At 41.7% G+C, this 25,376-nt stretch carries 23 protein-coding genes; 4 read left to right on the top strand and 19 right to left on the bottom strand.

What is annotated here, in order from left to right; genetic code table 11:
• Positions 1-7: 7 nt before the first annotated feature.
• From HNW13_RS04215 to HNW13_RS04195, 5 genes are all read right to left on the bottom strand, one after another.
• Entirely contained in the window at positions 8-2,251 is a 2,244-nt protein-coding gene (locus tag HNW13_RS04215) for a molybdopterin cofactor-binding domain-containing protein (RefSeq protein ID WP_192115194.1), read from the bottom strand.
• 2 nt (positions 2,252-2,253) lie between these two features.
• Positions 2,254-2,706, bottom strand: coding sequence for a (2Fe-2S)-binding protein (locus tag HNW13_RS04210; protein ID WP_101086741.1), 453 nt, complete (start codon positions 2,704-2,706; stop codon positions 2,254-2,256).
• A gap of 2 nt (positions 2,707-2,708) precedes the next feature.
• A complete protein-coding gene (locus tag HNW13_RS04205; protein ID WP_182744982.1) occupies positions 2,709-3,317 on the bottom strand; it encodes a nucleotidyltransferase family protein in 609 nt (202 codons plus the stop codon).
• Positions 3,318-3,338: 21 nt separating this feature from the next.
• Entirely contained in the window at positions 3,339-4,361 is a 1,023-nt protein-coding gene (locus HNW13_RS04200) for an XdhC/CoxI family protein (RefSeq protein ID WP_192115195.1), read from the bottom strand.
• Between the two features lie 123 nt (positions 4,362-4,484).
• Positions 4,485-5,129 carry an MBL fold metallo-hydrolase gene (locus HNW13_RS04195; protein ID WP_192115196.1) on the bottom strand — a complete coding sequence of 215 codons (645 nt, stop codon included), beginning with the start codon at positions 5,127-5,129 and terminating at the stop codon, positions 4,485-4,487.
• A 276-nt stretch (positions 5,130-5,405) separates the two neighbouring features.
• Between HNW13_RS04195 and HNW13_RS04190 the strand changes: the two genes are divergently transcribed.
• On the top strand, positions 5,406-6,695 hold the full coding sequence (locus HNW13_RS04190) for an alpha/beta fold hydrolase (RefSeq protein ID WP_192115197.1): 1,290 nt from the start codon (positions 5,406-5,408) through the stop codon (positions 6,693-6,695).
• Positions 6,696-6,808: 113 nt separating this feature from the next.
• Here HNW13_RS04190 and HNW13_RS04185 read toward each other — a convergent pair whose 3' ends face one another.
• The 5 genes from HNW13_RS04185 to HNW13_RS04165 form a co-directional block, all read right to left on the bottom strand.
• Positions 6,809-7,465 (bottom strand): nitroreductase family protein, encoded by a 657-nt coding sequence (locus HNW13_RS04185; RefSeq protein WP_192115198.1) that lies wholly within the window; start codon positions 7,463-7,465, stop codon positions 6,809-6,811.
• A gap of 312 nt (positions 7,466-7,777) precedes the next feature.
• The gene (locus HNW13_RS04180; protein WP_192115199.1) at positions 7,778-8,323 is read right to left on the bottom strand and encodes a thioredoxin family protein; all 546 of its coding nucleotides are present in this window, start codon (positions 8,321-8,323) and stop codon (positions 7,778-7,780) included.
• A 222-nt stretch (positions 8,324-8,545) separates the two neighbouring features.
• The gene (locus HNW13_RS04175; RefSeq protein ID WP_192115200.1) at positions 8,546-10,015 is read right to left on the bottom strand and encodes an ATP-binding cassette domain-containing protein; all 1,470 of its coding nucleotides are present in this window, start codon (positions 10,013-10,015) and stop codon (positions 8,546-8,548) included.
• A 158-nt stretch (positions 10,016-10,173) separates the two neighbouring features.
• The gene (locus tag HNW13_RS04170) at positions 10,174-10,464 is read right to left on the bottom strand and encodes a putative quinol monooxygenase (RefSeq protein WP_162023430.1); all 291 of its coding nucleotides are present in this window, start codon (positions 10,462-10,464) and stop codon (positions 10,174-10,176) included.
• Between the two features lie 79 nt (positions 10,465-10,543).
• The gene (locus HNW13_RS04165) at positions 10,544-11,569 is read right to left on the bottom strand and encodes a zinc-binding alcohol dehydrogenase family protein (RefSeq protein ID WP_192115201.1); all 1,026 of its coding nucleotides are present in this window, start codon (positions 11,567-11,569) and stop codon (positions 10,544-10,546) included.
• Positions 11,570-11,691: 122 nt separating this feature from the next.
• Here HNW13_RS04165 and HNW13_RS04160 point away from each other — a divergent pair, with 122 nt between their 5' ends.
• Positions 11,692-12,627 (top strand): LysR family transcriptional regulator, encoded by a 936-nt coding sequence (locus HNW13_RS04160; protein WP_182744990.1) that lies wholly within the window; start codon positions 11,692-11,694, stop codon positions 12,625-12,627.
• Between the two features lie 112 nt (positions 12,628-12,739).
• Here the strand turns inward: HNW13_RS04160 and HNW13_RS04155 are convergent, their stop codons facing one another.
• The 3 genes from HNW13_RS04155 to HNW13_RS04145 form a co-directional block, all read right to left on the bottom strand.
• Positions 12,740-12,979 (bottom strand): hypothetical protein, encoded by a 240-nt coding sequence (locus tag HNW13_RS04155; protein ID WP_162021953.1) that lies wholly within the window; start codon positions 12,977-12,979, stop codon positions 12,740-12,742.
• 9 nt (positions 12,980-12,988) lie between these two features.
• Positions 12,989-13,582, bottom strand: a complete 594-nt coding sequence (gene msrA, locus HNW13_RS04150; protein ID WP_192115202.1) for a peptide-methionine (S)-S-oxide reductase MsrA — start codon at positions 13,580-13,582, stop codon at positions 12,989-12,991.
• A gap of 170 nt (positions 13,583-13,752) precedes the next feature.
• Positions 13,753-15,714, bottom strand: coding sequence for a DNA topoisomerase III (locus tag HNW13_RS04145; RefSeq protein WP_182744992.1), 1,962 nt, complete (start codon positions 15,712-15,714; stop codon positions 13,753-13,755).
• A 171-nt stretch (positions 15,715-15,885) separates the two neighbouring features.
• Between HNW13_RS04145 and HNW13_RS04140 the strand changes: the two genes are divergently transcribed.
• Positions 15,886-16,593, top strand: a complete 708-nt coding sequence (locus HNW13_RS04140) for a tRNA (adenine(22)-N(1))-methyltransferase TrmK (RefSeq protein ID WP_192115203.1) — start codon at positions 15,886-15,888, stop codon at positions 16,591-16,593.
• Positions 16,594-16,743: 150 nt separating this feature from the next.
• On the opposite strand, the gene HNW13_RS04135 is transcribed toward HNW13_RS04140, so the two are convergent.
• The 5 genes from HNW13_RS04135 to HNW13_RS04115 all read right to left on the bottom strand — a co-directional run bounded on the left by HNW13_RS04135 (position 16,744) and on the right by HNW13_RS04115 (position 22,887).
• The gene (locus HNW13_RS04135) at positions 16,744-17,163 is read right to left on the bottom strand and encodes a hypothetical protein (protein ID WP_192115204.1); all 420 of its coding nucleotides are present in this window, start codon (positions 17,161-17,163) and stop codon (positions 16,744-16,746) included.
• Between the two features lie 97 nt (positions 17,164-17,260).
• Entirely contained in the window at positions 17,261-17,566 is a 306-nt protein-coding gene (locus HNW13_RS04130; protein ID WP_101086726.1) for a DUF3240 family protein, read from the bottom strand.
• Positions 17,563-20,616, bottom strand: coding sequence for a CusA/CzcA family heavy metal efflux RND transporter (locus tag HNW13_RS04125; RefSeq protein WP_192115205.1), 3,054 nt, complete (start codon positions 20,614-20,616; stop codon positions 17,563-17,565). The genes HNW13_RS04130 and HNW13_RS04125 overlap by 4 nt, the downstream gene beginning before the upstream one ends.
• 1 nt (position 20,617) lies before the next feature.
• Complete coding sequence (locus HNW13_RS04120; RefSeq protein ID WP_192115206.1) at positions 20,618-21,649, bottom strand: membrane fusion-like protein; 1,032 nt, start codon at positions 21,647-21,649, stop codon at positions 20,618-20,620.
• Entirely contained in the window at positions 21,646-22,887 is a 1,242-nt protein-coding gene (locus HNW13_RS04115; RefSeq protein WP_192115207.1) for a metal transporter, read from the bottom strand. Before HNW13_RS04115 ends, HNW13_RS04120 begins: the two co-directional genes overlap by 4 nt.
• Positions 22,888-23,074: 187 nt before the next feature.
• Here HNW13_RS04115 and HNW13_RS04110 point away from each other — a divergent pair, with 187 nt between their 5' ends.
• The gene (locus HNW13_RS04110) at positions 23,075-23,572 is read left to right on the top strand and encodes a LuxR C-terminal-related transcriptional regulator (protein ID WP_162023441.1); all 498 of its coding nucleotides are present in this window, start codon (positions 23,075-23,077) and stop codon (positions 23,570-23,572) included.
• Between the two features lie 269 nt (positions 23,573-23,841).
• Here the strand turns inward: HNW13_RS04110 and purF are convergent, their stop codons facing one another.
• Entirely contained in the window at positions 23,842-25,356 is a 1,515-nt protein-coding gene (gene purF, locus HNW13_RS04105; protein ID WP_011636872.1) for an amidophosphoribosyltransferase, read from the bottom strand.
• Positions 25,357-25,376 lie beyond the last annotated feature (20 nt).

Below are 25,376 nucleotides of genomic sequence, written 5' to 3'. Positions count from 1 at the left end.
AAAATGGCTAGATCGATAAAAACTTATTAAGCGGTAAATCGCGATATCTGATCCCCGTGGCCGCAAAAATTGCATTGGTTAAACTCGGTGCAACAGGCGGTACGCCTGGCTCACCAACACCGGCAGGTTTTGCCGTAGACTCAATAATATAGGTCTCAATATCTGGGCATTGCGGTAAACGCAATAACGGATAATCATGGAAGTTAGATTGTTCAACCTTGCCATCTTTAAAGCTGATTTCGCCCATCATGGCTAAACTTAACCCAAAAATGATTGCGCCTTCTAGTTGTGATTTAACCCGATCAGGATTAACCACTCTACCGGCGTCAATCACCGCTATGGATTTCAATACTTTAAGCTGTTTATCCACCACTTCAACTAATGTTGCTACCGCAACATAGCTAACAAAACTGCGATGAACAGCCATACCCCAACCTTGGTTTTCAGCCGCTTTAGGCGCATCTGCCATTACCGCTTCTAACTTATCTAACACCTTATGATAACGGCCCACATCAACGGGATGATCCGCTAACTCCTCACCGTAATTACCATAAGTAAAAGCTTGATTTTCAAACGGCTCAATTCGAGACGGACCTAATAAATCACGCCACATTTGCACACAGGGTTTGTTAGCATTTACCGCTATTTCGTCGACAAAACTGCCAATACCAAAAGCATGTTGAATATTACATACTGATCGCATCCAACCTATACGAGTGTGTGCAGGAGCTTTAACGGCTTCAAGTTGGATATTTTTAAGGGCTAGCGGTACATCGCTAAAACCTAAATCAAGTTCGCCAGCTGAAGGATATTCAACACCTTCGGCAAATGTTGAACTAATTGAAGGGAAACCAGTACGCGCTAATAATGCTGTCGGCATCTTATTGCTGTCTAATGCAACTTGATACATCTGTGCACTGATCGCATGGTAATAACCGTTTTGAATTTCGTCTTCTCGACTCCAGCAGACTTTGATCGGCTTATTGAGTTTTTGCGATAAAATAGCGGCTTCAACACTAAAGTCCGGCTTTGATTTACGTCCAAAACCACCGCCCAACAAGGTCACATTAACCGTAACTTGCTCTTCTTTAAGGCCTAACGCACCTGCCACATTTTGCTGGGTACTTTGTGGTGTTTGGCTCGAAGCCCACAACTCGCAACCTTCAGCCGTCACATTCGCCGTTGCTACTGGCGGCTCCATCATTGCATGAGTTAAATACGGAACGGTATAAACGGCCTTAACCGTAGAAGCTTGTGGCCAATCAGTAACAGACTCACCTAATTGACGCATCACTTTACCCGGTTGGTTAACTCGCTCAACCAAGCCTTGCAAATATGTCTCTGAGTCATGGCTATCATTAGCCGATTTAGACCAAGTAATGGTTAACGCTTTACGTGCTTCAATTGCACTCCAGCTGTTTGTTGCAATCACGGCAACCCCACCTAGAGCTTGGAATAATGGCGCACCTTTAGGCACTGGCAAAGTAATAATATCAACCACCCCAGCAATCTTACGGGCTTTTGCATCATCAACACTAACCACATCACTGCCTAATACTGGCGGACGAGTGATACTGGCATACAACATTCCATCGAGTTTAATATCATATCCGTATATTGCTTTACCCGTTAGCATCGCATCCATGTCGACAATGGTGTGGGATTGACCGATATGAGTGAATTCACTTTCGGGCTTGAGCACAACCGAATCTAACTCTGGCATCGCTAATGTCGCTGCAACTAGTGCTAACTCACCGTAAGTAAGACTCTTTTTACTGCCTTTGTGATGGACTTTATGAGCTTTAGCGTACACTTCAGTCACTGGAACTTGCCATATTTGTGCTGCGGCTTGTTCAAGCATGGTTCTGGCGGTTGCGCCCATTTGGCGCATACGTTGATAATGCTTACGGATACTGCGGCTACCATCAGTATTTTGGCTGCCGTAACGTTTATCTGCTAAACCTTGAACCACGACAACCTTATCCCAATCAGCTTCCAATTCATCAGCTAAAATTTGTGGTATGCCCGTTCGGATCCCTTGTCCCATCTCAGAGCGATGACAAGTCAAATACACCTTATTATCTTCCCCAATGGCCACAAACAAGTTCATCATTGCTTGCTTGTCTTGAGCTAACGCCATTGGGCTCCAACTTAAGCCTGTTGCGCCTAACGCTAATCCACCACCGACTGCACCAAATATCTTTAATACATTACGACGACTAATATTTTCAACTGCTGTGAATGTGGTCATGATCACGCCTCCGAAGCCGATTGAATAGCGGCTTTTATCCGTGGATAAGTCCCACAACGACAAATATTACCCGACATGGCATCGGCTATTTGTGTTTCAGTAGGTTTGGGCGTCGAGGTTAATAACGCAGCAGCAGACATTAACTGCCCCGCCTGACAATAACCACATTGCGGTACATTATGCTCTAACCAAGCTTGCTTTAACTTTTCAGCCTCAAGACCTTCAATAGTGGTAACTTGCTTGCCTTGTACTTGTTTTAAACTGGTTAAACACCCGCGCATAGGACTACCGTCAACATGAATAGTGCATGCCCCACAAAGCCCTGCGCCACAACCAAATTTGGTGCCAGTTAGGCCTAATATGTCACGCAATGCCCAAAGAACGGGCATATTAGGGTCAGCATCGAGGGTGAAATCCTTTCCATTTACCATCAGTTTTTGTGTTGGGGTTGTCATAATTAATCCTTATTATCTAACCAACGAGCTAAGTCAGCTGGTGTATCAATATCAAATTGCGCTTGTTCCATCTGAACAACGTTCAAGCTATTATTTTTATCATGTTGTTTTAAAATGCTTTTAGCACCTTTATCGCCATCAATCGACATCAAAACATTAATATCTTCAGCTAAAAAAATAGCTGGAACACCCACATTTTGCAGGTAAAAAGCGCAAGTAGTTAAGTTATTACGAATATAGGCTTCTATCAATTGCAAATACTCTGTCTCTTGCAAAGCCACTTGGTCGGCTAATACGATTAACATTGCATCTGCTTGTTGGCTTTGAGCATATCGCCCTGCAAGTTTTACCGAGCTTGATAAGCCTAACTGCCAATTATCATTGATGAGCCGATGATGATCCGCGGTGATCGCCAATACTTCATCCGTTTGATGTGCACCTAACATTACCACCGCTGGGGCGATACCCACTGCGGTGGTGACGCGATCGAGAGTCTGCAGGCAATGCTCAAGTAAGCTTAGTTCGCCTTGCACTTTAGCGACAATTTTAGCACCGTTAAAACGACTGCTAGCGCCAGCGGCTAAGATTACAGTAACAATTTTAGGCTTCATGAATGCATGTACTCTGAGAGTTTATGACAACATCACCGTATCAAGGCTGGTTAACTGACTTTGATACAGCACTCCATGGCATTGGGATAATATACTGAGCCCAACCGAACCAGGCAGCTCGCCGCCTAATGCTAACCCTGCAGGTGCCGAAAAATAGCCACTAAAGTCGTCGACACTGAGTTCAGCCATGCTCAACACCTTGTCACGGCGATGGGTAGGGCCCAATAACGAAATATAAGCCAAAGGTATGGTTTGGAGTACCTGTAATGTTTTAGCATCAATTTGTAAATTATGGCTCATCACAAAGGCGGCATCTAAACTAGCCAAAAGTGTTGTAGACACTTCTGCTGTTGGTTTCTTGATGATCTGACATCCAGGAAAATCATAAGTACGCGCATAAGCAGTACGTTCATCAAACACACTGACTTTCCAACCAAGTGTTTGCGCCATTTGTGCAATAGGTTGTGCATCTAAGCCACCACCAAAAATACCAATGTGTACTGGTGGTCTAACTGGAATATGCAACACAGTAGTATCTTGATCGACTACTGCGCGAGTTTTACTCTTGAGAGTGACAGATGTTGATAGCTCGGCGCCTTGTTCGACAAAGTGACCACTTAGTTTATTGATCGGCGTGCCATCTGCAACAACATCAATTTGATACACACCTGCATGACCACGCATTAAGGCGTCATGGACACTCACCAAACCAAGATAATTGTTCGATTTATTTAACGACACCATCATGATATTAACAATACCACCACAACCCAGCTGATAACTGGTATCAGACTCATCGGTTGCGTCATAGGTTAACTGAATAACTTGCTGAGTTTGAATCGCACGTTGGGCGTGACGACGTAAATCCGCCTCAAGACAACCACCACTTAACATCCCCAGGCTTTTACCCATTGGATGAAATAGCATTATGGCGCCAGGTTTGCGGTAAGAAGACCCTTGTACTTGGGTAAGAACGGCGAGTACCCAGTCTTCTTGATAAGAAGGTAACCAGGTATCGAGTAAATCAACGAGGTGTTGAACCATGTTGGCTGTCCATCATTTGTAAACGCATTATCTTAAGCTAACAGACTGCGTTTACAATGCAAAGAATCAATGGTTTCAACTTATTAATAAATAACCTCAATGACCTGATCACATAACAAATTGTTAATCAAATAACTGATCGGCAACAAAAGGGTTATGTTGTCGCTCATCAGCAAAGGTCGACATAGGCCCATGACCGGGAATAAAACTGACATTGAGCCCTAATGGCCATAATTTGGTGGTAATGGAGTGAAGTAAATCTTGATGATTAGATTGCGGAAAATCAGTTCGACCAATTGAGCCTCTAAAAAGCACATCGCCAACCCAAGCTAAATCAGCCATTTTATCATAAAAAACAATGTGTCCGGGTGTATGCCCTGGACAATGCAACACCTGTAAATGTTGTTCTCCTACACTCACTTCATCACCTTCATTAAGGTACTGATTCGGCTCAAAAGCTTCAGCGCGTGGAAAACCAAAGTTTTGACTTTGTTTAACTAAGTTTTCTAACCAAAATTTATCCGCTATGTGCGGACCAATAATCGGCACCGCTAATTTTTTGGCTAATTCAGCTGCACCACCAACATGATCTATATGACCATGGGTTAATAATATTTGTTCAACACTTAACCCTAACTTAGCCACCTCAGCTAAAATTCGGTCAATATTGCCACCAGGATCAACAACCGCAGCCTTTAAGGTCTTTTCGCACCATATAACACTACAATTTTGCTGAAAAGGCGTTACGGGGATGATTTGATACTTCATCGACAACCTCGTTCTTTATGATCATTCGGTTAATTATCAGTTAATTTTACCTAGGCAGATTTGATCTAGATACCTATTTAATGTGATTTCCATCGAGTTACCGATTGTTAATCGTTAAGATGGCTCATAAAATAGTACCATTCGCGCCTAAATAAGTGCCCAAACACCGTATGAGTCAAACCATATAGATGCGCCTCTAGCACCAAAAAATAGCACCGGTACATCAGAGTTTGAAAAAATTTGCTGTCCCATTAATCAACACTGAATAGGCATTTTATGCACACAGAACTCACCTTAGCAGACATTGTTGCTCGTAAGCACTTTTTCTCTGTGCCGTTAGACTATCAACAAAGTCCAAGTAAACAGATTACAGTTTTCGCTCGGGAAATTGTCAGCGTTGAGAACCAACATAAAAAGTTGCCTTATTTAGTGTTTTTTCAAGGTGGGCCAGGATTTGGTGCCGTCAGACCGATCAGCAATAACGGTTGGATAAAACGTGCGTTAACTGAATATAGAGTATTATTACTCGATCAACGGGGCACCGGACTATCAAGCCCAGTTAATGCCACCAGCTTAAGCTACATGAGTTCAACAGACCAAGCGGACTACCTAAGCTTTTTCCGTGCAGACAATATTGTTCGAGATGCGGAGTATATTCGCGCAAAATTATCGCCAGACCAACCTTGGAGTATTTTAGGCCAAAGTTTTGGTGGGTTTTGTGTATTGCATTATTTGTCTGCTGCGCCAGAAGGCCTAAAAGAGGCATACATTACTGGTGGTATTCCTTCACTAGACCGCCCTGCCGAAGAGGTTTATCAAGCCACTTATCAACGTGTCATTGCTAAAAACAATGACTTTTTCAAGCGTTTTAGTGATGCACGCACCTTAGTCGATGACTTAGCAAAATACCTTTACGAAAACAAAGTCTACTTAGCCACTGGCGAGCAACTCACGGTCGAAATGTTGCAGTTGTTAGGCATTAATATCGGTATGGAACAAGGCCCTGAAGCGGTTTACTATCTGCTTGAGCAAGCCTTAATTGAAACGCCGCATGGTATCGACATTAATCCACTGTTTTTACATCAGTTCAGTCAATTTCTCGACTATAACACCAACCCTATTTTTGCATTAATGCATGAGTCTATTTATTGTCAGCAACAAGCATCAACTTGGGCCGCACACAGAGTACGAGCACAATACAGCCAATTTAACTATCGTCCTGACAAACCATTATTGTTCACTGGCGAAATGGTCTATCCGTGGATGTTTGCCCAATTTGAACAACTCATTCCACTGCAACATGCAGCTGAACTTATCGCAGCGAAAAAAGACTGGCCTGCATTATATGACCTAGAGAAACTGGCGAATAATAAAGTCCCGGTTGCAGCCGCGATATACAGCGAAGATATGTTTGTCGAAATGCAATACAGTTTAGAAACCACTAAAAAAGTGGCTAACCTTAAGTACTGGCTCACATCAGAATATGAGCACAATGGTATTCGTATGGACGGCGAACGCGTACTCGATAAATTGATAAGCCTCAATCGTGGCCACTGTTTGCGCTAATGACTCAATACTGGTCAACGTGTTCAGCTTCAGTAACTTAAAAAAGGGGGCATAAGATTACTCTTATGCCCCCTTTTTCATTAATATCAGTCGCGTAAATAGCGACGGATCAATTATAAAACCTGTAATACTTGCTCAATGTTTAAACGAGATTTTGGTAACTTGGCGTTGTAGTCTTCATCTGAATGATGATAACCAAATGCTAATGCAACTTCACACACATAACCGTCCAACTCTTTAGCAAATATTTGGCCTAGCATTTCACTATCAACACCTTCCATTGGCGTAGAGTCGATACCAAGACGCGCTAGCGTATGCATAGTGTTACCTAATGCTAAATAGGTTTGTGACTTAGTCCAAGCCGCATTGTTACCCGCTTCATCAGTGTTTAAGTCAACAAATGCGTATCCACCAAATGCAGCTTCGCGATCTTCAGGCTTAGTACGGCCATCAATAATGCCTTGATCTACCACTTTGGCATAATCTTCACGGGTATACTTAGGGTTATATGCAAACAATATAGTATGTGAGGCCGTTTTAGCATGCGGTTGATTAAACTGAAACTTATTAGCATAAGAGTCATGTAAACGTTGCTTGGCCTCGTCACTTTCAATCACGATAAACTTCCATGGTTGAGAGTTAATTGATGACGGCGATAACACCATAGCATCATAAATCACGGCTAAATCTTCTTTAGGCACGCGTTGAGTCGCATCATAGCGTTTGGCAGTGTAACGTTTTTCTAAATCAGCAATAATGGCATTGGTCATGTGATATCTCGATGTTAACAATCATTAAAAGGACTGGCAGTTAACGACATTGATTAATGCTGTTGATTAATATCATCGAGTAACTAACCTTGTTAGTCACAACCATTGGTCGTAAATAACATCTAAATCTAAAACTCAAACTAAACTCAAAAAACAAAAAACAAAATACAAATTAACAATAAATACAAATTAACAATAAATACAATTAGTTAACAACACAGTTAACTTAAAAATTTCTTTGCATTATTATTGTGCTTAAAAACAATTTTTCAAGGTTTATAGCTCATTAAATTTATAGCTAACTAAAATGGCTTATCGCCATTTAATAGAGCAACCCATGCTGGCTGTTTGTTGTTTAGGCCCTTTGCCTATTGCAGCAATCATTTGCATGGCTTGTAGTAGTTCAGGTTCTCTGTTCGGCGCATCTTGCAAACGCGCATCATCTAACCTGCCACGATATTGCAATTCACCGAAATGATTAAAACCAAAAAAGTCAGGAGTGCACACTGCACCATATTGCTTAGCCACTTGCTGATCTTCGTCCACTAAATAAGCAAATTCAAAACCATGTTGCTTGGCAAAACGCAGCATATTTTGTGGCGAGTCGGCCTCAACATCATGATAATCGTTAGACATAACCGCTAACACATTGATGCCTTCAGCCATTAATTGCTTTGTATCCGCAGCTAAACGCGTCGCAACGGCTTTAACATAAGGACAATGATTACAAATAAACATAATTAATAAGCCCTTTTCTCCTAAGTGCTCACTCATGGTAAAAGCATTACCATTGGCATCTTTCAAGGTGAAATCTGGGGCTTTCCAGCCATAATCGCAAATGGGTGTATCAAGTAGCATCAGTTTCCTTAAGCGTGTCGCTGTATGTCTATAGCCCTATTACAGCTCAATTCACTCAATATTCAAGGCTATCGGCGTTAATGTGGTTATGATATACAAAAGTTTAATCGCCATATACAGCATAATAATTGAAACATTATCAATTATTATTAGAAAATAAACTCACAAACAAAAATAGCCAACCTAAGTTAGCTATTTAGAGACTCTTTAAACACGATGGAATTACCCCTGAGAAACCACCGCCCGATAACCATCTTGGTTTTCATCTTGCACAAACTCAATATAATGCTGAATACTGTCTAGGCTATCTTCTTGATAATGCGAGACATACAACAATTGACTTAAGTGTTCTTTGGCAATGAGTTCAAGGGCATTTTTAATCAGTCGGCGTCCCAAATAATCCAAACCTTGATAAGGCTCATCGAGGATCAATAAGGTGGGTTGTTTCACTATGGCGCGAGCAATGAGTAATAAGCGTTGTTGGCCATATTCTAATTGTCGAAAAGCGGTTTTACTTAAATGGCCCATGTGTAAAATGGCCAACCATTCTGTAGCGACAGATATTTGTTGTGCCGTCGGTTTTTGGTACAAACCAATAGAATCATAAAAGCCAGAAACAATCACATCCAGTGCACTGCAATTAACCCGGTATTGAAGATGTAATGCCGAAGACACCATACCGATGTGTTTTTTAATTTCCCAAATACTTTCGCCAGAACCTCTTTTGTTACCAAAAATATCAATGTCATTACTGTAACATTGTGGATGGTCACCAAAAATAAGCCCAAGCAAAGTACTCTTACCACAGCCATTAGGCCCTTTGACCTGCCAATGCACGCCATTATCAATACGCCAGTTCACACCCGAGAAAATCACTTTATCGCTGTAAGCCACTCGTCCATTATTTAACTGAAAAACCGGGTTAGCAAATAATGGTTTGTGTCTGTGACGACGAATAAGCGCCAACATATCATCGCTTTGTTGACCCGCTTGCGCCGTTAGCTGGGCAATAACAGGATGGTTATCCCACTGTGATTTGGTCATCATAGTGTCTAATTTACCATGACTAAACATAGCAACATGTTCAATCCAATCTGGCATATCTTCTTCACGCGACACCACGACCAGTATTTGTTTGGTTTGAGATAATTGTTGTAAATATTCTGTCAGGGTCTGTCTGTGCGCAACATCAAGGCCTGCATAAGGCTCGTCGAGCACTAAAAAAGGCACTTGGGTTGCTACTGCACGGGCAAGCATTACTCGGCGGCCTTCACCGGTAGACAATTGAGCAAAAGGACTTAAGCTTAAATGCGTTAAATCTAATTGCTGCAGCAATTGATGGGTTAAGTCATTGTCATGGCATTGATTAAAAACAACCCCAAACACGGTCGTTTTAGGATCGGTATATCCCAGTGACTCGCTGTCATCTTGCTCTAAAATAGCTTCAAGCAGTGATTGTTGCTCAAGCAATGACACTAATGCCACACAAGCTGGCGTTACACCGGTAATATCGCCACTATACGTTAAGGTTTGTGCATCAACTTGCTGGGTTAATAACTGACCAAGTAATGCACCGACATCACCTTCGGTGCTAAATACCCCCCAAGATTGTTGTGATTCAATCACCCAATCATCAATATCGACAGTGACACTCGATGAACAACACTGCAACTGCGTAAATCTGATTTCCATCTTGCCACTTATCCTAATATTTAACCTGAACTAGGTTTAATCAAGTCGATTTATCACTTGAGTGTCTCATAAGAGACTAAAAAAAATCGACAAAAAAGCAGAACATTTTATGTTCTGCTTTTGGATGTCATTCAATTGAATCGCCAACTTGAATAAAACTAGTCGATAACGGTCATTTCATTCAACGTAAATTCATCAACAGCGCCTTGAGTTGCAGCCACAAAATCGGCTAAATGCTGATTTTCCATATGCACACGCCATAATTCACGGGTCTGCCAAGTCTCATAAAACATAAAGTGAGCAGAGTTGTCATTGTCTCGGTGTAATTCATAGCTAATACACCCTTGTTCAGCGCGTGTAACGTCAATCAGCTTCAGTAACTCAGTTTTCACCAATTCAATTTTGTCCGCTTTGGCTTTAATATTGGCTACAATCGTTAAATGTGACATGTTGATTCCTGTTCGATAATATAAGTGTTCGATAATATAAGTATTTAACATTACTCAATAATATAATTTAAGGTCTTAATTAAAACCCTTCTAACACAATTTTACCAATCGCACGGCCAGCTTCTAACGCCTCATGTGCAGCACGAAGATTTGCAGCATTTATTGCGCCCATGCGCTGGCCTAACGTAGTTTGAATAAAACCTTGGTCGACAAGATCCGCTACTCGGTTAAGTAAACGTCCCTGCTCATCCATATCGACTGCGTTAAACATCGAACGAGCAAACATAAACTCCCAATGTAATGACAAACTCTTTAGCTTTAATTTAGTCACATCAAGCGCAACTGGATCGTCAATCATCGCAATCTTACCAAACGGTGCTAATAACTCTGTGTAACTGTCAAAATAAGTATCGGTGCTGTTTAGACTCGCAACATGAGTAACAGGGCCAATGTTTAATGCCGCTATTTGCGCAACAAGCGGTTTAGTGTGGTCGACAACATAGTCCGCACCCAATTTCTTAACCCACTCACTTGAACTGGCACGTGATGCGGTACCAATAATGGTTGCACCCGTAATGGCTTTAGCCAATTGTACAAATATAGAACCCACACCACCCGCTGCGCCAACAACCAAAATCACTTCGTTTGATTTCTCTACAGCGCCAGGGCTTTGCTGCTTAATCGATAAATGTTCAAACAACAATTCCCATGCTGTTATCGCCGTTAAAGGTAGTGCAGCAGCTTCTGCATTCGATAAACTCTTAGGCTTCATGCCCACTAAGCGTTCATCTACTAACTGATATTCAGCGTTACTTCCTGTGCGAGTAATATCACCAGCATAGTACACCACATCACCCGGTTTAAATTGACTTGCCTTATCACCCGTTGCAATGACTTCGCCAACCGCGTCCCAACCAATCACTTTTACTTCACCGTCTGCCGGTGGCATGTTTAAGCGCACTTTATAATCGGCAGGGTTAACGGCGATGGCATTAACTTTAATCAATAAATCACGGCCTGTTGCAATTGGTTGATCCAATGTCACATCGATTAATGATTCTGGGTTCGAAATTTCAAGAGACTGTTTATATCCAATAGCTTTCATAAGATTGTTCCTGTGATATATAAAATAAGGTTGCTCAAACTTGATGAAGCTATATTAGCGCTTGTTTTATCTCCCATAAACAGCATAATAATTGAAACATTATCAATTAAAAATGGATAATCATGTTATTAGAAGACCTTTATGTGGTGCTTAAAGTCGCAGAGTTTCGCAGCATCACTGCCGCGGCAACCAATCTAGACATGCGCACCGCCACCGCTAGTGCTGCATTAAAACGGGTTGAAGCCAGTTTAGGCGTTGAACTTTTTATTCGCACCACCCGGCAACTTCGTTTATCGAGCGCTGGCGAAAAGTATATACCGCAGTGTGAGCAAGCCATGTTAATGCTGGAGCAAGCAAAGCAAAACATGAAAGGTGAGCTGGACATTATTGATGGTGACTTACGCCTAGCCATATCATCGGATCTGGGGCGTAATATTGTAATCCCTTGGCTTGATGAATTTATGGATACTCATTCAAAAGTGAGTTTGAGAGTCAGCATTAGTGATGCCAACGTTGACTTTTATCGCGACGCTGTCGATTTAGCTTTACGTTATGGTTCACCTAATGATGCTAATTTATACGGCTTTAAAATTTGTAATGTGCCAAGGCTAATTTGTGCATCACAAACTTACCTTGATAAATTTGGCACCCCAACACATCCACAAGAATTGGCAGAACATAATGCCCTGCTATATCAATTACAAAACTTAACTCACGACATCTGGGAGTTCACCCAAGCTGACAACAGTATTAAAGTAAAAGTATCCGGTGACCGGGTTGCCAATGATGCAGACTTAGTTAGACGTTGGTGCGTTAATGGCAAAGGAATATCAGCTAAGTCATGCTTAGACATGTCACATGACTTACTGACCAATAACCTAGTGAGGATAATGGCGGACTATCCCGTTAAATCCACTGAACTCTGGTTGGTATTTCCCAGCAGACAATCTATTACACCCGCAGCGCGATTACTGCGTGACATGCTTAAAGACAAAACTCGCAGTATTTTACTGCAACTAATAGAGAAAGGCATACTCGATAAAAGCGTTTTGGATTGACAAGACTAACTATGACATCTTATTCATTATTATTCCGATAACCTTATTCAATTCTGGCCTACGGCATTAACGTTTTAACGTTCGCTAACTCCAGCGTTGGAAAAGCAAAAGACTATCGCGTAACGACGTGCCAGATGACATAAAACCAAGATAAAAAACCATGAAAAATCGCCCATAAAACAGACTTGTTTACACTCCATGAAATAGCGATAGATAACGCTGTTCCAAAGGTTATGCCGTATTTCGCTATTTCATTCCTTGAATCTTTCATTAATTCTATTCCTTGTTTTATTTGATTCAGTATAAAATCATAATTCAATTGAATAGTGATAATACAAGTAGCTGCGGCCATAAATTAAGCCTAATGTGTTGCTTTATCACCCCAAATTTCATTTAATCTTTTGTCTCTGCCGCAGTTCCAGCGATAAGCATTATAGCGAATGGGGTTGTTCTTATAGTAATCCTGATGATAACTTTCATCACCTTTTATTGGATAAAATGTAGACGCATTTAAAATTGGCGTCACCACTTTATTATTCGGAAACTGCTTTTCTACTTTTTTTTTAGACTGTTGGGCAATTTGTCGCTCGGTGTCGTTTGCCACAAAAACAGCACTTAAATAGCTAGAACCTTTATCGCAAAATTGTCCGCTTGCATCAAAAGGGTCAATGTTGACCCAGTAATGTTCTAACAGCTCTGTATAGCTCACTTTGCTAGGATCGTATGTTATTTCAACCGCTTCATAATGACCACGGTGGTTACCATTATAGGTAGGGTCTTTGATGTTTCCGCCAGTAAATCCTGAGACCACATCGGTTACGCCATCAAGCTTTTCAAAATCTGATTCCATACACCAAAAACATCCACCAGCTAAAATGGTTTTATCTGCTGTGGCATTAGATGCATAAGACAATAAACTTGCTGCAAATATCGTTAACGCTAGTGTGCTTTTCATAACACTCTCCTTTATTTTCCTAGGTTATTAGTATGTTTGTCTGTAAATATCTACTATATGAACTTAATGGTTTAAAAGTTCACAATGACATTTACAAAGTTCCTAATGGTGAGTTAACACAGTTATATTTCCGAAATACCTAGACTGTAATGCAAGTAACTCTTGCCAATTTAGCTTTTCGCTTTAGCCTTCTTTTTATACGATTTCTTAAAACTGCGTTTCGGTGCAGTACTGGCAACACCTTGTAATGCTGAGGGTAATTGACTCGATGCTTGAGTGATAAGACCATCTAATTGGCTCAACAATGGCTGCATAAAGGCATCGTACTTTAAGCGTTTTTGGCTTATGGCATCGAGACTGTTTTCCCATAAAGCAGTCATGTCGGGTGTGGTTGCTGATTCGGGTAAACTGCGGATTAAGCCAGTACCCACAGGGGTGGCCAATATCGATTTACCCTGGCGAATTAAATAACCGCGTTTAAACAGCAATTCAATAATGCCGGCACGTGTGGCCTCTGTACCTAAACCATCGGTTTCTTTAAGGATTTTTTTAATCTCGCTGTTTGTCACATAACGGCTAATGCCGGTCATTGCACCTAATAAAGTGGCATCGGTAAAATGCTTCGGCGCTTGGGTCATTTTCTGTAGTAATTCACCACGCTGACAATGCAAAATTTGACCTTTAACCAGTGGCGGCAAAGACTGTACCGCGTCTTCATTGTCGTCGTCGCTGCTAGTTGAATTAGAACTAGATTGATTTGCAGTGGCAGAACGCTTAAACAGTTGTTTCCAACCTAAGGTTTTATCTTGACGTGCTTTAGTGGTAAATAAGCCACCGGCAATGGTCACTTCAACGGCGGTTTCTGCATAAATATAGGCGGGATAAAACTGGGCTAAATATTGCCTTGCCACATGTTGATATAACTTAGCTTCGTTGCTTGATAATGTCGATAAATTAGCCACCTTTTCAGTTGGCACTATCGCATGGTGAGCATCTACTTTAGTGTCATCCCACGCTTTAGATTTAAGTTTACTATTAGGAGACTCACAACCCTCAATTAAGCCTGAAGCGCCTTTGAGCACGGCGTCCAATACTTTTGGCGCCAAAGCATGCTGATCTTTAGGTAAATAGCGACTGTCTGAGCGCGGATAAGTAATCAATTTGTGGCGCTCATACAAACTTTGGCAAGTATCCAGTACCTCTTTCGCTGACAGGCCAAAACGTTTAGCTGCATCTATTTGCAGTGCCGATAAGCTGTAAGGTAATGGTGGGTTTTGGCGCTTATCTTTAGCTTCAATTTTAGTGACTTCCGCTGGTTTCCCATTGATACGGGCAACGACATTTTCGGCTAAACCTTTAGCTAATACTCGTCCGTCTTCATCCATATATGGCTGACATGCTTCGCTAGGTTGCCATTTGGCAGTAAATGCTTGTTGTTGGTCGGTGAGTAAATGCGCTAAGACTTCATAAAAAGCTTTAGGTTTGAAATCGGCAATCTCATCATCGCGACGAACGACGAGCCCCAGCAAAGGTGTTTGTACTCTGCCAACCGACAACACACCTTGGTAACCCACTTTACGACCTTGAATCGTGTAGGCTCGGGTCATGTTCATGCCATATAGCCAATCAGCACGGCTGCGGGCCAATGCAGAGGTCGATAATGGAATAAACTCTCGGTTACTGCGTAATTGCCCTAAAGCACGTTTTACCGCTTGTGGGTTTAAGTCACTGATTAACAAACGTTGAACTTGACTCAGCTTGTCTCCTTTCACACCCAAATAAGAAATCACTTCATCGACCAGCAACTGCCCTTCACGGTCTGGATCACCAGCATTAATGATCGATGATGCTTGCTTGACCAATTTTCGTAACACCGTAAGTTGGCTGCGCGTTTTAGGTTTTGGCTGTAGTTTCCACGTTTGTGGCACGATGGGAAGGTGTTCGAGTTTCCACGACTTAAATGCATCGTCATAGGCATCGGGTTCGGCTTGCTCTAATAAATGGCCAATACACCATGAGACGCAATCACCATTAGCGGCTGTGATAAAGCCATCACCTTTTTTGTGTGGCTTTGGCAGAACATCGGCAATAGCACGACCTAGACTGGGTTTTTCAGCAATATATAAAATCATAATCCACTGTTGGGTCGCTAATGTTCAATGAAATGAACCGCGCCACTTAACTGTATAAATTTACAGTATAGATTAGCGTTAAATACGCCAAGCTGCAAATATGAAATAATTAACCACTTAGTCACTTAAATCATTACAATGCGCAGGTTCACTTCCAAACACGACAAACAGATGAAACTCGGCCACCGCTTAGCACATATCAACATGATGATCCCCAATGGTTACACTCATATTTGGGATTGCTGTTGCGACCATGGATTACTCGGCGCCGCGTTGCTAGACAGACATGCTGCTATAATCCATTTTGTCGACATTGTGCCAGCATTGATGCAGCAGTTAACCGCCAAGCTCGAACGTTTTTACCCACAGCAAAACCCACCAAAATGGCAAGTACATTGTGTTGATGTGTCAGCGATCCCTTTGGATCAAGATGAGCATACACCCTTAGTGATTATTGCCGGAGTGGGTGGAGATTTGATGATCGAGTTTGTTAGGTCACTTTGCCAGCAATATTCGAACCGAAAAATCGATTTTATCTTGTGTCCAGTTCATTATCAATATGAGTTACGCCAACAACTTATCAAGCTTGATTGTGAATTAATTGACGAAAAACTGATTGAAGAAAACCGTCGTTTCTACGAAATCCTTTATATCAGACGTGATCCCAAACTCCCCGCGAATGTTGCTAATGATTCGCTTACAGACATTGACCCTATAGGCAGTGTAATTTGGCAAGCGAGTGATGCTGTACAGCAAGACATTGCTATGCGTTATTTAGCTAAAACGATTGCGCACTACAGTCGCATCAATCAATCTCGTTCAGGAAACACCTCTCAAGCACTAAAAGAGTATCAACAGGTAAACATCGCTTTAAAATAATGCCTAAAACGCTTCAATTGGCAGTCCATTTTTTGGTATATAAAGTATCAAGGACGCTATGCCGCAAATGACAAGGACGGACTTCGTCCTGCAATAAAGAGCTGGATTCCCGATCAGCTGCATCTCAGGAATGACGTAATTGCAGTATGACTACCCATGTAGTTTTCTATGTAAAATATCGTACTTTGGTTTTTTAGTAGAAGGCCGTGGATAGGTGTCATCATTTAAGGTTAACGTTGCTTCACCAAGGCTTATTGGGCCACCATTAAGCTGACTTTTCCATCTAACAAGATACTTAGCTGGAGGTAACTTAGGAAGATTAAAATAAAAAATAGTCCCAGGATCTTTTGGCACTTGAACATCTAAGTTAAGTAAATAACCATCATTATTTCTAATGACTATTGAATGCAAAGTCACACTACTTTCAAACGTTACCTTCAAAGATCGCGTAGGCTCGATAATAAACTCAATCGTCACATCGCTATTCTTCGCAGAAAGCTCACTAGCATATATATTATTTGATACCAGCAAAGCGAAAAAGATCATGGTTAGGTAGCGATAAACTCTCATTTCAATATCCTTTCTTATAACTAAATTTAATGAGCTGACCGCATGGTCCAAACACAGCAACGATTTCCTTTATCGACTTAGTACTTTTCTTTTGCGGCTAGCACAAAGTGCCTGTATGAATGATGGGTGTAATCCAATATCGACACGGATTATGTTTACAAACCGCAGACAAGGCACCTAATAACGCATCTTGATGATCCACAGGATGCATAATTTCAAACTTACAAAACTCCCTGTAGCCTTCAACTTGCTCTTTGATATTAAAATGGCTGTGTTCGCGGCTAAAACCGCAAATATTACCTAGGCTAAAACCAGATAAAAACTCAAGCTCAATCAAGGTATCAACGATGTCGTCCTTAATATCATTTTGGGCGATCAGCACTAACAATTGCTCCGTGATCATTGACGTTTCTCCAGCCAGTAATAAAGGATTGGTAACAAATAAAGGGTTGTAATGGTTGATGTCAGCAAACCGCCAATAACAACAATGGCCAATGGCTTTTGGATTTCAGCACCAGGGCCCGATGCAAACACCAATGGCATTAAGCCAAACATGGCTGTCGTGGCGGTCATCAAAATAGGCCGTAAACGTCTTGCTGCACCTTGCTCGACTCGCGCCAATAAACTGCTAAAGACATGTTTGGTCTGCTCGTAATAACTCACCATCACCACACCGTTAAGTACCGCGACGCCGAGTAATGCAATAAAACCAACCGAAGCAGGCACAGATAAATACTCGCCCGAAACATACAAGCTCACGATCCCGCCCATCATAGCAAAGGGGACGTTAGCCAAAATCAAGCCCGCTTTAGCAAGCGAACCAAAAGTGGTAAACAAAATGAGAGTAATAAGCGCAATGGCGACGGGAATAACCAGTAATAAGTTATTAGTGGCACGTTGTTGATTTTCAAACTCGCCACCAAAACTGACACTGTAACCGCTAGGTAACTTAACCTCAGCGTCAATTTTCGCGTTGAGTTCTTCAACAAAACTGACTATGTCTCGACCTTGCACGTTAGTCGTAATCACCGAGAAACGATCACCTTGTTCGCGTTCAATTAAAATAGGGCCTTCTTTGTAGGTTAATTTAGCGATATCGGTAAGGCGTTTTAATGAATGATCAGGCATCACCAACAACTGATTCTGCAGCTCATTAATACTACTCAACCCGCCTTGATTATTGGCGATCAATACTGGGGTACGCTTTTTACCTTGCAGCACTTCGGTCACAACAACACCTTCAAGTTGGCTTTTTAAATACCGCGAAAACTCCATGGTGCTTATGCCAAAGCCACGTGCCAGCTCATTATCTAGGGTTAAGTTAATAAATGGACTGCCCTCAATCATGGCCATTTTTACATCGATACTGCCACTGGTGTCACTGACAAGCTGCTCAATTTGGGCCGTTAATTGCCCAAGTGTATCAATATCGGTGCCAAAGACTTTGATGGCCACATCACCAATACTGCCAGTAAGCATTTCAGAGACGCGCATCTGAATAGGTTGAGTAAAATTAAAATTTACTCCAGGAAAATTAAGCAGTTCAGTGCGAATAGCATCAATCAGTTGCGTCTTGTCAGCAAAGCGCCACTCGTCTCGCGGTGCGAGTTCCAAAAATACATCGGTTTCATTTAGCCCCATAGGATCTAAACCAATTTCATCAGAACCGGTCCGCGCAACCATTTGTTTAATTTCTGGCACCTTATCAAGCAAGGTAATTTGAATTTGCTTGTCGATAGCAATCGACGCTTCAAGCGAAATAGAAGGTGATTTTTCTAGCTGTAAAATAATATCGCCTTCATCCAATGTCGGCATAAAGGTTTTACCGACAAGACTAAATAGCCCTAAACTCACCACTAACAGCGTAAACGACACGATGATAAACGGCTTTTTATAGGTAAACGTCTTTTTTAAACTGCTCAAATAAGCCGCTTTTAGTTTCTCTATCGCTTTAGGCTCTTGTGCAGACTTTTCGTTAACCAGATAAGATGCAATGACCGGAATAACCGTAAGCGACAACACCAATGCCGATAACATGGCAAAGACAATCGTGACAGCCACGGGCGTAAATAATTTGCCCTCTAAGCCGGTTAATGTCAGTAAGGGAGAAAATACAATCATCACAATGACAGTGCCAGATACAACTGGAATAGCCACATCTTTAGTCGCACGATAAATAAGGTGTAAACGCGGCAAACGTTGCTTAGTCGCAATAAGATTGACCATGTTCTCAACCACTACCACAGATGAATCAACCAACATACCAATCGCGATGACTAAGCCACCTAGACTCATTAGATTTGCTGACAGATTAAATAAATCCATCATCAAAAACGTCATTAATGCCGCAAGAGGCAAAGACAATGACACAACTAAAGCGGCCCTGACATTACCTAAAAACAGCGCTAGTAATACAATCACTAACAACACGGCTTCAAATAACGCACTTGAAATGGTATCAATCGCGGTATTAATTAAATTAGCACGATCATAAAAAACGTTAAGCTCGCTGCCTTCAGGCAACGAAGTATTAATTTGCGCTAACTTTGCTTTAATATTGGTGACTACTTGGGCAGTATTGGCATCTTTAAGTGCAATAATTAAGGCTTCAGTCGCCTCTTCACCGTCTTTTGATACCGCGCCATAGCGGGCTAAATGGCCAATCTGTACGTCAGCTAAATCTATCAAGCGATAAACTTGCGCATCATCCGCCTTAATCACTAACTGTTTTAGTTCATCAATATCATCAACTCGCCCTTCTGAACGCACAATAATGGTATCAGTACCAATGGTTAATTTACCGGCACCTTCATTATGATTATTGTCCGTAATCGCCTGTTGCAAATCTGCAAAACTGACGCCAGCGGCAGCCATGGCAGAAGGATTAGGGCTAACACTAAAACTTTTGGCATAGCCGCCTAAAATATTCACATCAGCCACACCAGCAACGGTACGCAGCAAGGGTCTGACTTCCCATTCCAGCAACTGCCGACGTTCCATTAACGATAAGTTAGGGTTTTCAAGTGTAAACATAAAGATTTCACTTAACGGCGTACTCATCGGTGCCACACCACCAGAGACACCTTCAGGAAAACTGTCCCATACCGCCGCTAGTCGCTCGCTGACCTGCTGCCTAGCCCAATAGATATCAGTTCCTTCAGTAAAATCTAAGGTAATATCACTAATGGCATACTTAGTAGTGGAGCGTAAAATGGCTTGATTTGGGATCCCTAAAAGCTCTGTTTCAACCGGTACAGTAATTTGCGCTTCAATTTCTTCAGGCGTCATGCCCGGCGCTTTTAAAATAATCTTCACTTGCGTAGGCGAAATATCAGGAAAGGCATCAAGAGGAATATTAAACCAGGCACGAGTACCCGCTAACATTAAAATCAACGCTACGATCAGCACAAACAAGCGCTGAGTTAGCGAAAAACGAATCACAGAAGCGAGCATATTATTCGCCTCCTAAACCAAGCAGTATACCTTTCACTGCCGCGACAGATTGAGACAATACTTTAATTTGACTCAAATCTTGATCACTCGCGACAATATAATCATCTACAGTAGAGCCTAATACATCGATACTCAATGAAGACAATGTTTGGTCTTTTTGGGTAAAAATCTGGCTATCTTGTTGCCAAGTGAACACACTAATTTTAGGCACCAAATACACGGCTTTTTGATATTCAGGTATCACAGTAATTTGTTGCCCTAAGAGTAAATTGCACGTTTGTGGTACAGGGGTAGACCAAGCTGTTAAAAATACCCCATCAGCAATTGCAGACACTTCATCAATGGCAATATGACATTGATTAATGTTCACCGCAGATAACGAGGTTGACTGACTCATAGGCACACTGACTTTCACCCGAATACTCTCGGTAGGAATAAGCGAGAATAATTGCACCCCAGCACTGTAGGGGCTATTGAGATAATTAAGATTAACAATGCCCGCCACAGGAGCCATGACCACCAGCGATTCAGTATCTGCATCAATGCTTTGCACCATCTCCATGAAGTGCTGCATGTGTTCGTACTCAAGGTGAGCACTAAAGTAATCTTGGCTGATCTCGCGCCACTTATCAGAGCCAATGCTGCCATTTTTTAATAAAGGCAAATTACGGTCATAACGCTGTTTAGCTAGATCATATAGGCTTTTGGCCGCCTCTATTTGAGCTAAAAAATGAAACACTTCCGGTCCAGTTAATCTGACAATGGCTTGGTCTTTGGTGACAACTTGCCCCTGTCCCACTAAAAACGTGACTTGCTGAATATTTTCAGGCGTCATAACCCAATAATCGTTACCGGGTAAACGGGCTATTTGTGCAGGAAGAGGACTACCTTCATAACTGGCCACTTTTTTAGGCGACATATAACTCACGTCTAAGTGACCTAACTCGCTAAGAGATATGGTTTCAGCACGAACAAACGCCGATGATAAACCGATTGTGATACATAAAAGGCTGGTGCCAAATTTGGCCATCATAATGAAATCCCTAAAGCTTGCAGTTGCTGAGAATGAAGTTGTTGCTGGGCCACTTGGTTAAGTGCTAAACGCGATTCGGTATCCAATGCATCCATGTAGCGGCGTAACCAAATTTCATAACCCATTTGGTTTTGGTCTTTTACCTTAGCCAAATCTTCAGTGATGGTGCGACTCAGTGATACCCCTCGTTGTAACAAGGCCTGCTGTTTTCTGAGATTATGCTGCTGTAATAACAGCTTTTGTGATTGGTTTTTGAGTTCCAGATACAGTCTTTCGCTATTGATGCGTTGATCTTGATAATCTTTCTGCCAAACCGACAGCTCACGTTGAGATAAAGCAGAGCCAAAACCGAGTGGAATACTGATCCCAACACCTAAATGTTGGTCGTTAGAGATATCACCAGCCGTTTCCTTTGCGGTTAATGACACAGTCCACGGATCTTGTTCACCCGCTTGCTGGCTTGTCATCATGACGTCTTGAAACTGTTGTTGCAGTGACTGTAATTGCCACAAAGGATGCTGCATCAATACCACATCAGCACCATGAATAGATTGCACGTCTAATTCAGCCATATTATGGCCACTTTCTTCTATATTTTCGGGGATCTCACTCAAACCAGTGAGTGATTGAAATAATGCCATTGCTTCATCTTGTTGCTGTTTTAGTTCAATCTGCGCTAAATCAATATCCACGCGTTCACGATCTAATAGCAATAAATTGACTTTAGGAAACTCACCCACAGCAGACAGTTGTTTTTGCTGCACATGTAACTGTTCTAATAGTGATGCTTTACGTTGCAGTTGGTTAGACTTAACTAAAGCGATGCGAAAATCCCACATGCTTTGTCTAAGCAAACCAGATAAATATAATTTTTGAAGTGCCACCTGTTGCTCAAGCAGAGAGCTTGTTAACCGTTTTAATTTGTTATCGCTTTGGTGCAAACTAAAAGATTTAATGGGTAAGTTAAGTGATACTTCTTGTTCATAAATGTTACTATTATCAAGATCGCCTAGGTAACTTAAACTAATGCTCGGTAAGCCCGTCAACCAAGTCGAACTGCTCAATTGTACTGCGCGGTTATCGTTGAGTGGCATGGCATTAAAGGTGGTCTTGTTTAATCGAGTTTGACTTAACTGCAACAGTGGTGACAGGTCATTGCTTGTAGCGCCATAGCTATAAGAGCTAATCGCTAGCGCAATAATAAGACATATTTTGATACTAAACTTCACGGCAGACATATGTGATTTCACTAACCCAAAAGATATAGTTAGACTATTATCTTTAGGTAGAGAACACATGGGGAGTATGTATCATAAATGTCGCTATGGTACATATGTACCATAATGTAAACTCATGATTTTAATGCGTAATTATTTACCCTTTTTAGTTTTATTTACGTAACACACTCATTTTTGGACCGCTGTCATGAGAAAAGATGTATTCATTATTATACTGCTACTGCTAATCACCTTGTTTAAGTTGTTCGACATATTTGCCGATTTTCAACTGGACATTCCCGCTTGGCACATTGCCCAAGAAGCCATGCTGGTATTGTTAACGATTGCAGCGAGTATTTTTTTAGGTTATGACCTGATCCGCAGTTCTCGCCAAGTCAAAGCACTCAAATCGAAACTTAAAAAAGCGGATAAAGAAATCGATCACATGTCAGCACAAATGCGATCAGCAAGACAAGAATATAGCGTAACAATCGCAACACAATTCGATGCATGGCAGTTTACAAAAAGTGAACAACAAGTCGCTTTATTACTGTTGAAAGGCCTCAGCTTTAAAGAAATTGCCGAGGTACGACTCACCAAAGAAAAAACGGTCCGCCAACAAGCATCAACAATTTACAGCAAGGCACAAGTTGACGGCCGCCACACCCTATGCGCCTGGTTTATGGAAGATTTTATTCAAGAGTAGTACTCACTAAGCCCAAAAAATATATAGGTCCCTGCTTAAAAATATTACAGGGTGAATAACGTAGTAGTCAGGATCATTATTTTAGCTTTTGCCCTTCGTCTTCATTATCCGCGCAAGCTTAGATCTCGGCTTAAATGCCTTATTGGGAGGGATCCATTTTAGACTTTTGACTTTTGACTTTTGATTTAATGATTTAAACCCATAAAAAAACCAGCATTTTCATGCTGGTTTTTTGTTGTTAACAAATATTGCTAACAAGGCCGGTTAACTTATGGATGACACTCGTTGTGCATTTCTAAGTTAGTACCAATGTCTTTTGAGCGATTGGCTTTAGCATCATCATTACGTAATTGCGTTAAATGATCCAAGTAAGCTTGATCAACGTCGTTGGTAATATAATGACCGTCGAACACAGATGTTTCGAAACGCTTAATCTCTGGATTTTCCATTCTTACTGCTTCAATTAAGTCGCTTAAGTCTTGGAAAATAATGCCATCGGCACCAATGATTTTGGCAATTTCGTCAGCATCACGACCATGAGCGATAAGCTCATTAGACGTCGGCATATCAATACCATACACATTCGGGAAACGGATTTCAGGTGCAGCGGAAGCAAAGTACACTTTCTTTGCACCGGCTTCACGCGCCATTTCAATGATCTGTTCAGACGTAGTACCACGTACAATCGAATCATCAACCAATAATACGTTTTTACCTTTAAACTCGGTATTAATCGCATTCAGTTTACGACGTACAGATTTTTTACGCTCTAACTGACCAGGCATAATAAACGTACGACCAATATAACGATTTTTCACAAAACCTTGGCGGTATGGTAAATCCATGCAACGTGCAATTTCTAATGCGATATCGCACGAAGTTTCAGGAATAGGAATAACAACATCAATGTCGTGATCTTCCCATTCTTTCTTAATTTTTTCGCCTAACTTAGCGCCCATGTTTACACGGCTTGCATAAACAGACACTTTATCAATGCTCGAATCGGGACGTGCAAAATACACGAATTCGAAAATACATGGCGCATAGCTTGGGTCTGCTGCACATTGACGGGTAAACAATTGTCCATCAAGTGAAATATAAACAGCCTCACCAGGTGCTACGTCACGCATCACTTCAAAACCAACAGCGTCTAAAGCAACACTTTCAGAAGCAACCATGTACTCAGTACCCGTTGCGGTTTCGTGTTTACCCAATACCAAAGGACGAATACCAAATGGGTCGCGAAAGGCCACTAAACCTTGGCCAATAATCATCGCAACTACCGCGTAAGCACCACGAGTTTGCGCATGCACTTTAGCAACTGCATCAAACACTTCATCGGCACTTAAGGTTAAACTGCGCGTTTCTTGTAACTCATCGGCTAACAGATTTAACAAGATTTCTGAGTCTGAGGTGGTGTTAACATGACGACGCTTTGTGACCAAGCTTGCAGCCAGTTCAATCGTATTAGTCAAGTTACCGTTATGTGCTAACGAAATACCAAATGGCGAGTTAACATAAAACGGTTGTGCCTCTGATGCACTCGAGCTGCCAGCGGTAGGATAACGAACATGTCCAATACCGGCATTGCCTTGTAAACGCTGCATATGTTTAGGTTCAAACACATCTTTGACTAAGCCGTTTGCTTTACGTAAACGAAACGCATTCATGTCAACCGTCACAATACCTGCTGCGTCTTGACCACGATGTTGGAGCACAGTCAGCGCATCATAAATGGTCTGATTAACTGTTGATTTTCCTACTATTCCGACGATACCACACATGGGTAAGGTTCCTCACTGTA

The organism is Shewanella sp. BF02_Schw (assembly GCF_014596695.2).
Taxonomy (GTDB): Bacteria; Pseudomonadota; Gammaproteobacteria; order Enterobacterales; family Shewanellaceae; genus Shewanella.
This window is presented reverse-complemented; position numbering and strand designations above follow the sequence as displayed.

Bases quoted from the DNA above. Each gene is read 5' to 3' on its own strand.
- HNW13_RS04215 (WP_192115194.1), bottom strand. From the start codon at position 2,251: ATGACCACATTCACAGCAGTTGAAAATATTAGTCGTCGTAATGTATTA.
- HNW13_RS04210 (WP_101086741.1), bottom strand. From the start codon at position 2,706: ATGACAACCCCAACACAAAAACTGATGGTAAATGGAAAGGATTTCACC.
- HNW13_RS04205 (WP_182744982.1), bottom strand. From the start codon at position 3,317: ATGAAGCCTAAAATTGTTACTGTAATCTTAGCCGCTGGCGCTAGCAGT.
- HNW13_RS04200 (WP_192115195.1), bottom strand. From the start codon at position 4,361: ATGGTTCAACACCTCGTTGATTTACTCGATACCTGGTTACCTTCTTAT.
- HNW13_RS04195 (WP_192115196.1), bottom strand. From the start codon at position 5,129: ATGAAGTATCAAATCATCCCCGTAACGCCTTTTCAGCAAAATTGTAGT.
- HNW13_RS04190 (WP_192115197.1), top strand. From the start codon at position 5,406: ATGCACACAGAACTCACCTTAGCAGACATTGTTGCTCGTAAGCACTTT.
- HNW13_RS04185 (WP_192115198.1), bottom strand. From the start codon at position 7,465: ATGACCAATGCCATTATTGCTGATTTAGAAAAACGTTACACTGCCAAA.
- HNW13_RS04180 (WP_192115199.1), bottom strand. From the start codon at position 8,323: ATGCTACTTGATACACCCATTTGCGATTATGGCTGGAAAGCCCCAGAT.
- HNW13_RS04175 (WP_192115200.1), bottom strand. From the start codon at position 10,015: ATGGAAATCAGATTTACGCAGTTGCAGTGTTGTTCATCGAGTGTCACT.
- HNW13_RS04170 (WP_162023430.1), bottom strand. From the start codon at position 10,464: ATGTCACATTTAACGATTGTAGCCAATATTAAAGCCAAAGCGGACAAA.
- HNW13_RS04165 (WP_192115201.1), bottom strand. From the start codon at position 11,569: ATGAAAGCTATTGGATATAAACAGTCTCTTGAAATTTCGAACCCAGAA.
- HNW13_RS04160 (WP_182744990.1), top strand. From the start codon at position 11,692: ATGTTATTAGAAGACCTTTATGTGGTGCTTAAAGTCGCAGAGTTTCGC.
- HNW13_RS04155 (WP_162021953.1), bottom strand. From the start codon at position 12,979: ATGGCCGCAGCTACTTGTATTATCACTATTCAATTGAATTATGATTTT.
- msrA (WP_192115202.1), bottom strand. From the start codon at position 13,582: ATGAAAAGCACACTAGCGTTAACGATATTTGCAGCAAGTTTATTGTCT.
- HNW13_RS04145 (WP_182744992.1), bottom strand. From the start codon at position 15,714: ATGATTTTATATATTGCTGAAAAACCCAGTCTAGGTCGTGCTATTGCC.
- HNW13_RS04140 (WP_192115203.1), top strand. From the start codon at position 15,886: ATGAAACTCGGCCACCGCTTAGCACATATCAACATGATGATCCCCAAT.
- HNW13_RS04135 (WP_192115204.1), bottom strand. From the start codon at position 17,163: ATGAGAGTTTATCGCTACCTAACCATGATCTTTTTCGCTTTGCTGGTA.
- HNW13_RS04130 (WP_101086726.1), bottom strand. From the start codon at position 17,566: ATGATCACGGAGCAATTGTTAGTGCTGATCGCCCAAAATGATATTAAG.
- HNW13_RS04125 (WP_192115205.1), bottom strand. From the start codon at position 20,616: ATGCTCGCTTCTGTGATTCGTTTTTCGCTAACTCAGCGCTTGTTTGTG.
- HNW13_RS04120 (WP_192115206.1), bottom strand. From the start codon at position 21,649: ATGATGGCCAAATTTGGCACCAGCCTTTTATGTATCACAATCGGTTTA.
- HNW13_RS04115 (WP_192115207.1), bottom strand. From the start codon at position 22,887: ATGTCTGCCGTGAAGTTTAGTATCAAAATATGTCTTATTATTGCGCTA.
- HNW13_RS04110 (WP_162023441.1), top strand. From the start codon at position 23,075: ATGAGAAAAGATGTATTCATTATTATACTGCTACTGCTAATCACCTTG.
- purF (WP_011636872.1), bottom strand. From the start codon at position 25,356: ATGTGTGGTATCGTCGGAATAGTAGGAAAATCAACAGTTAATCAGACC.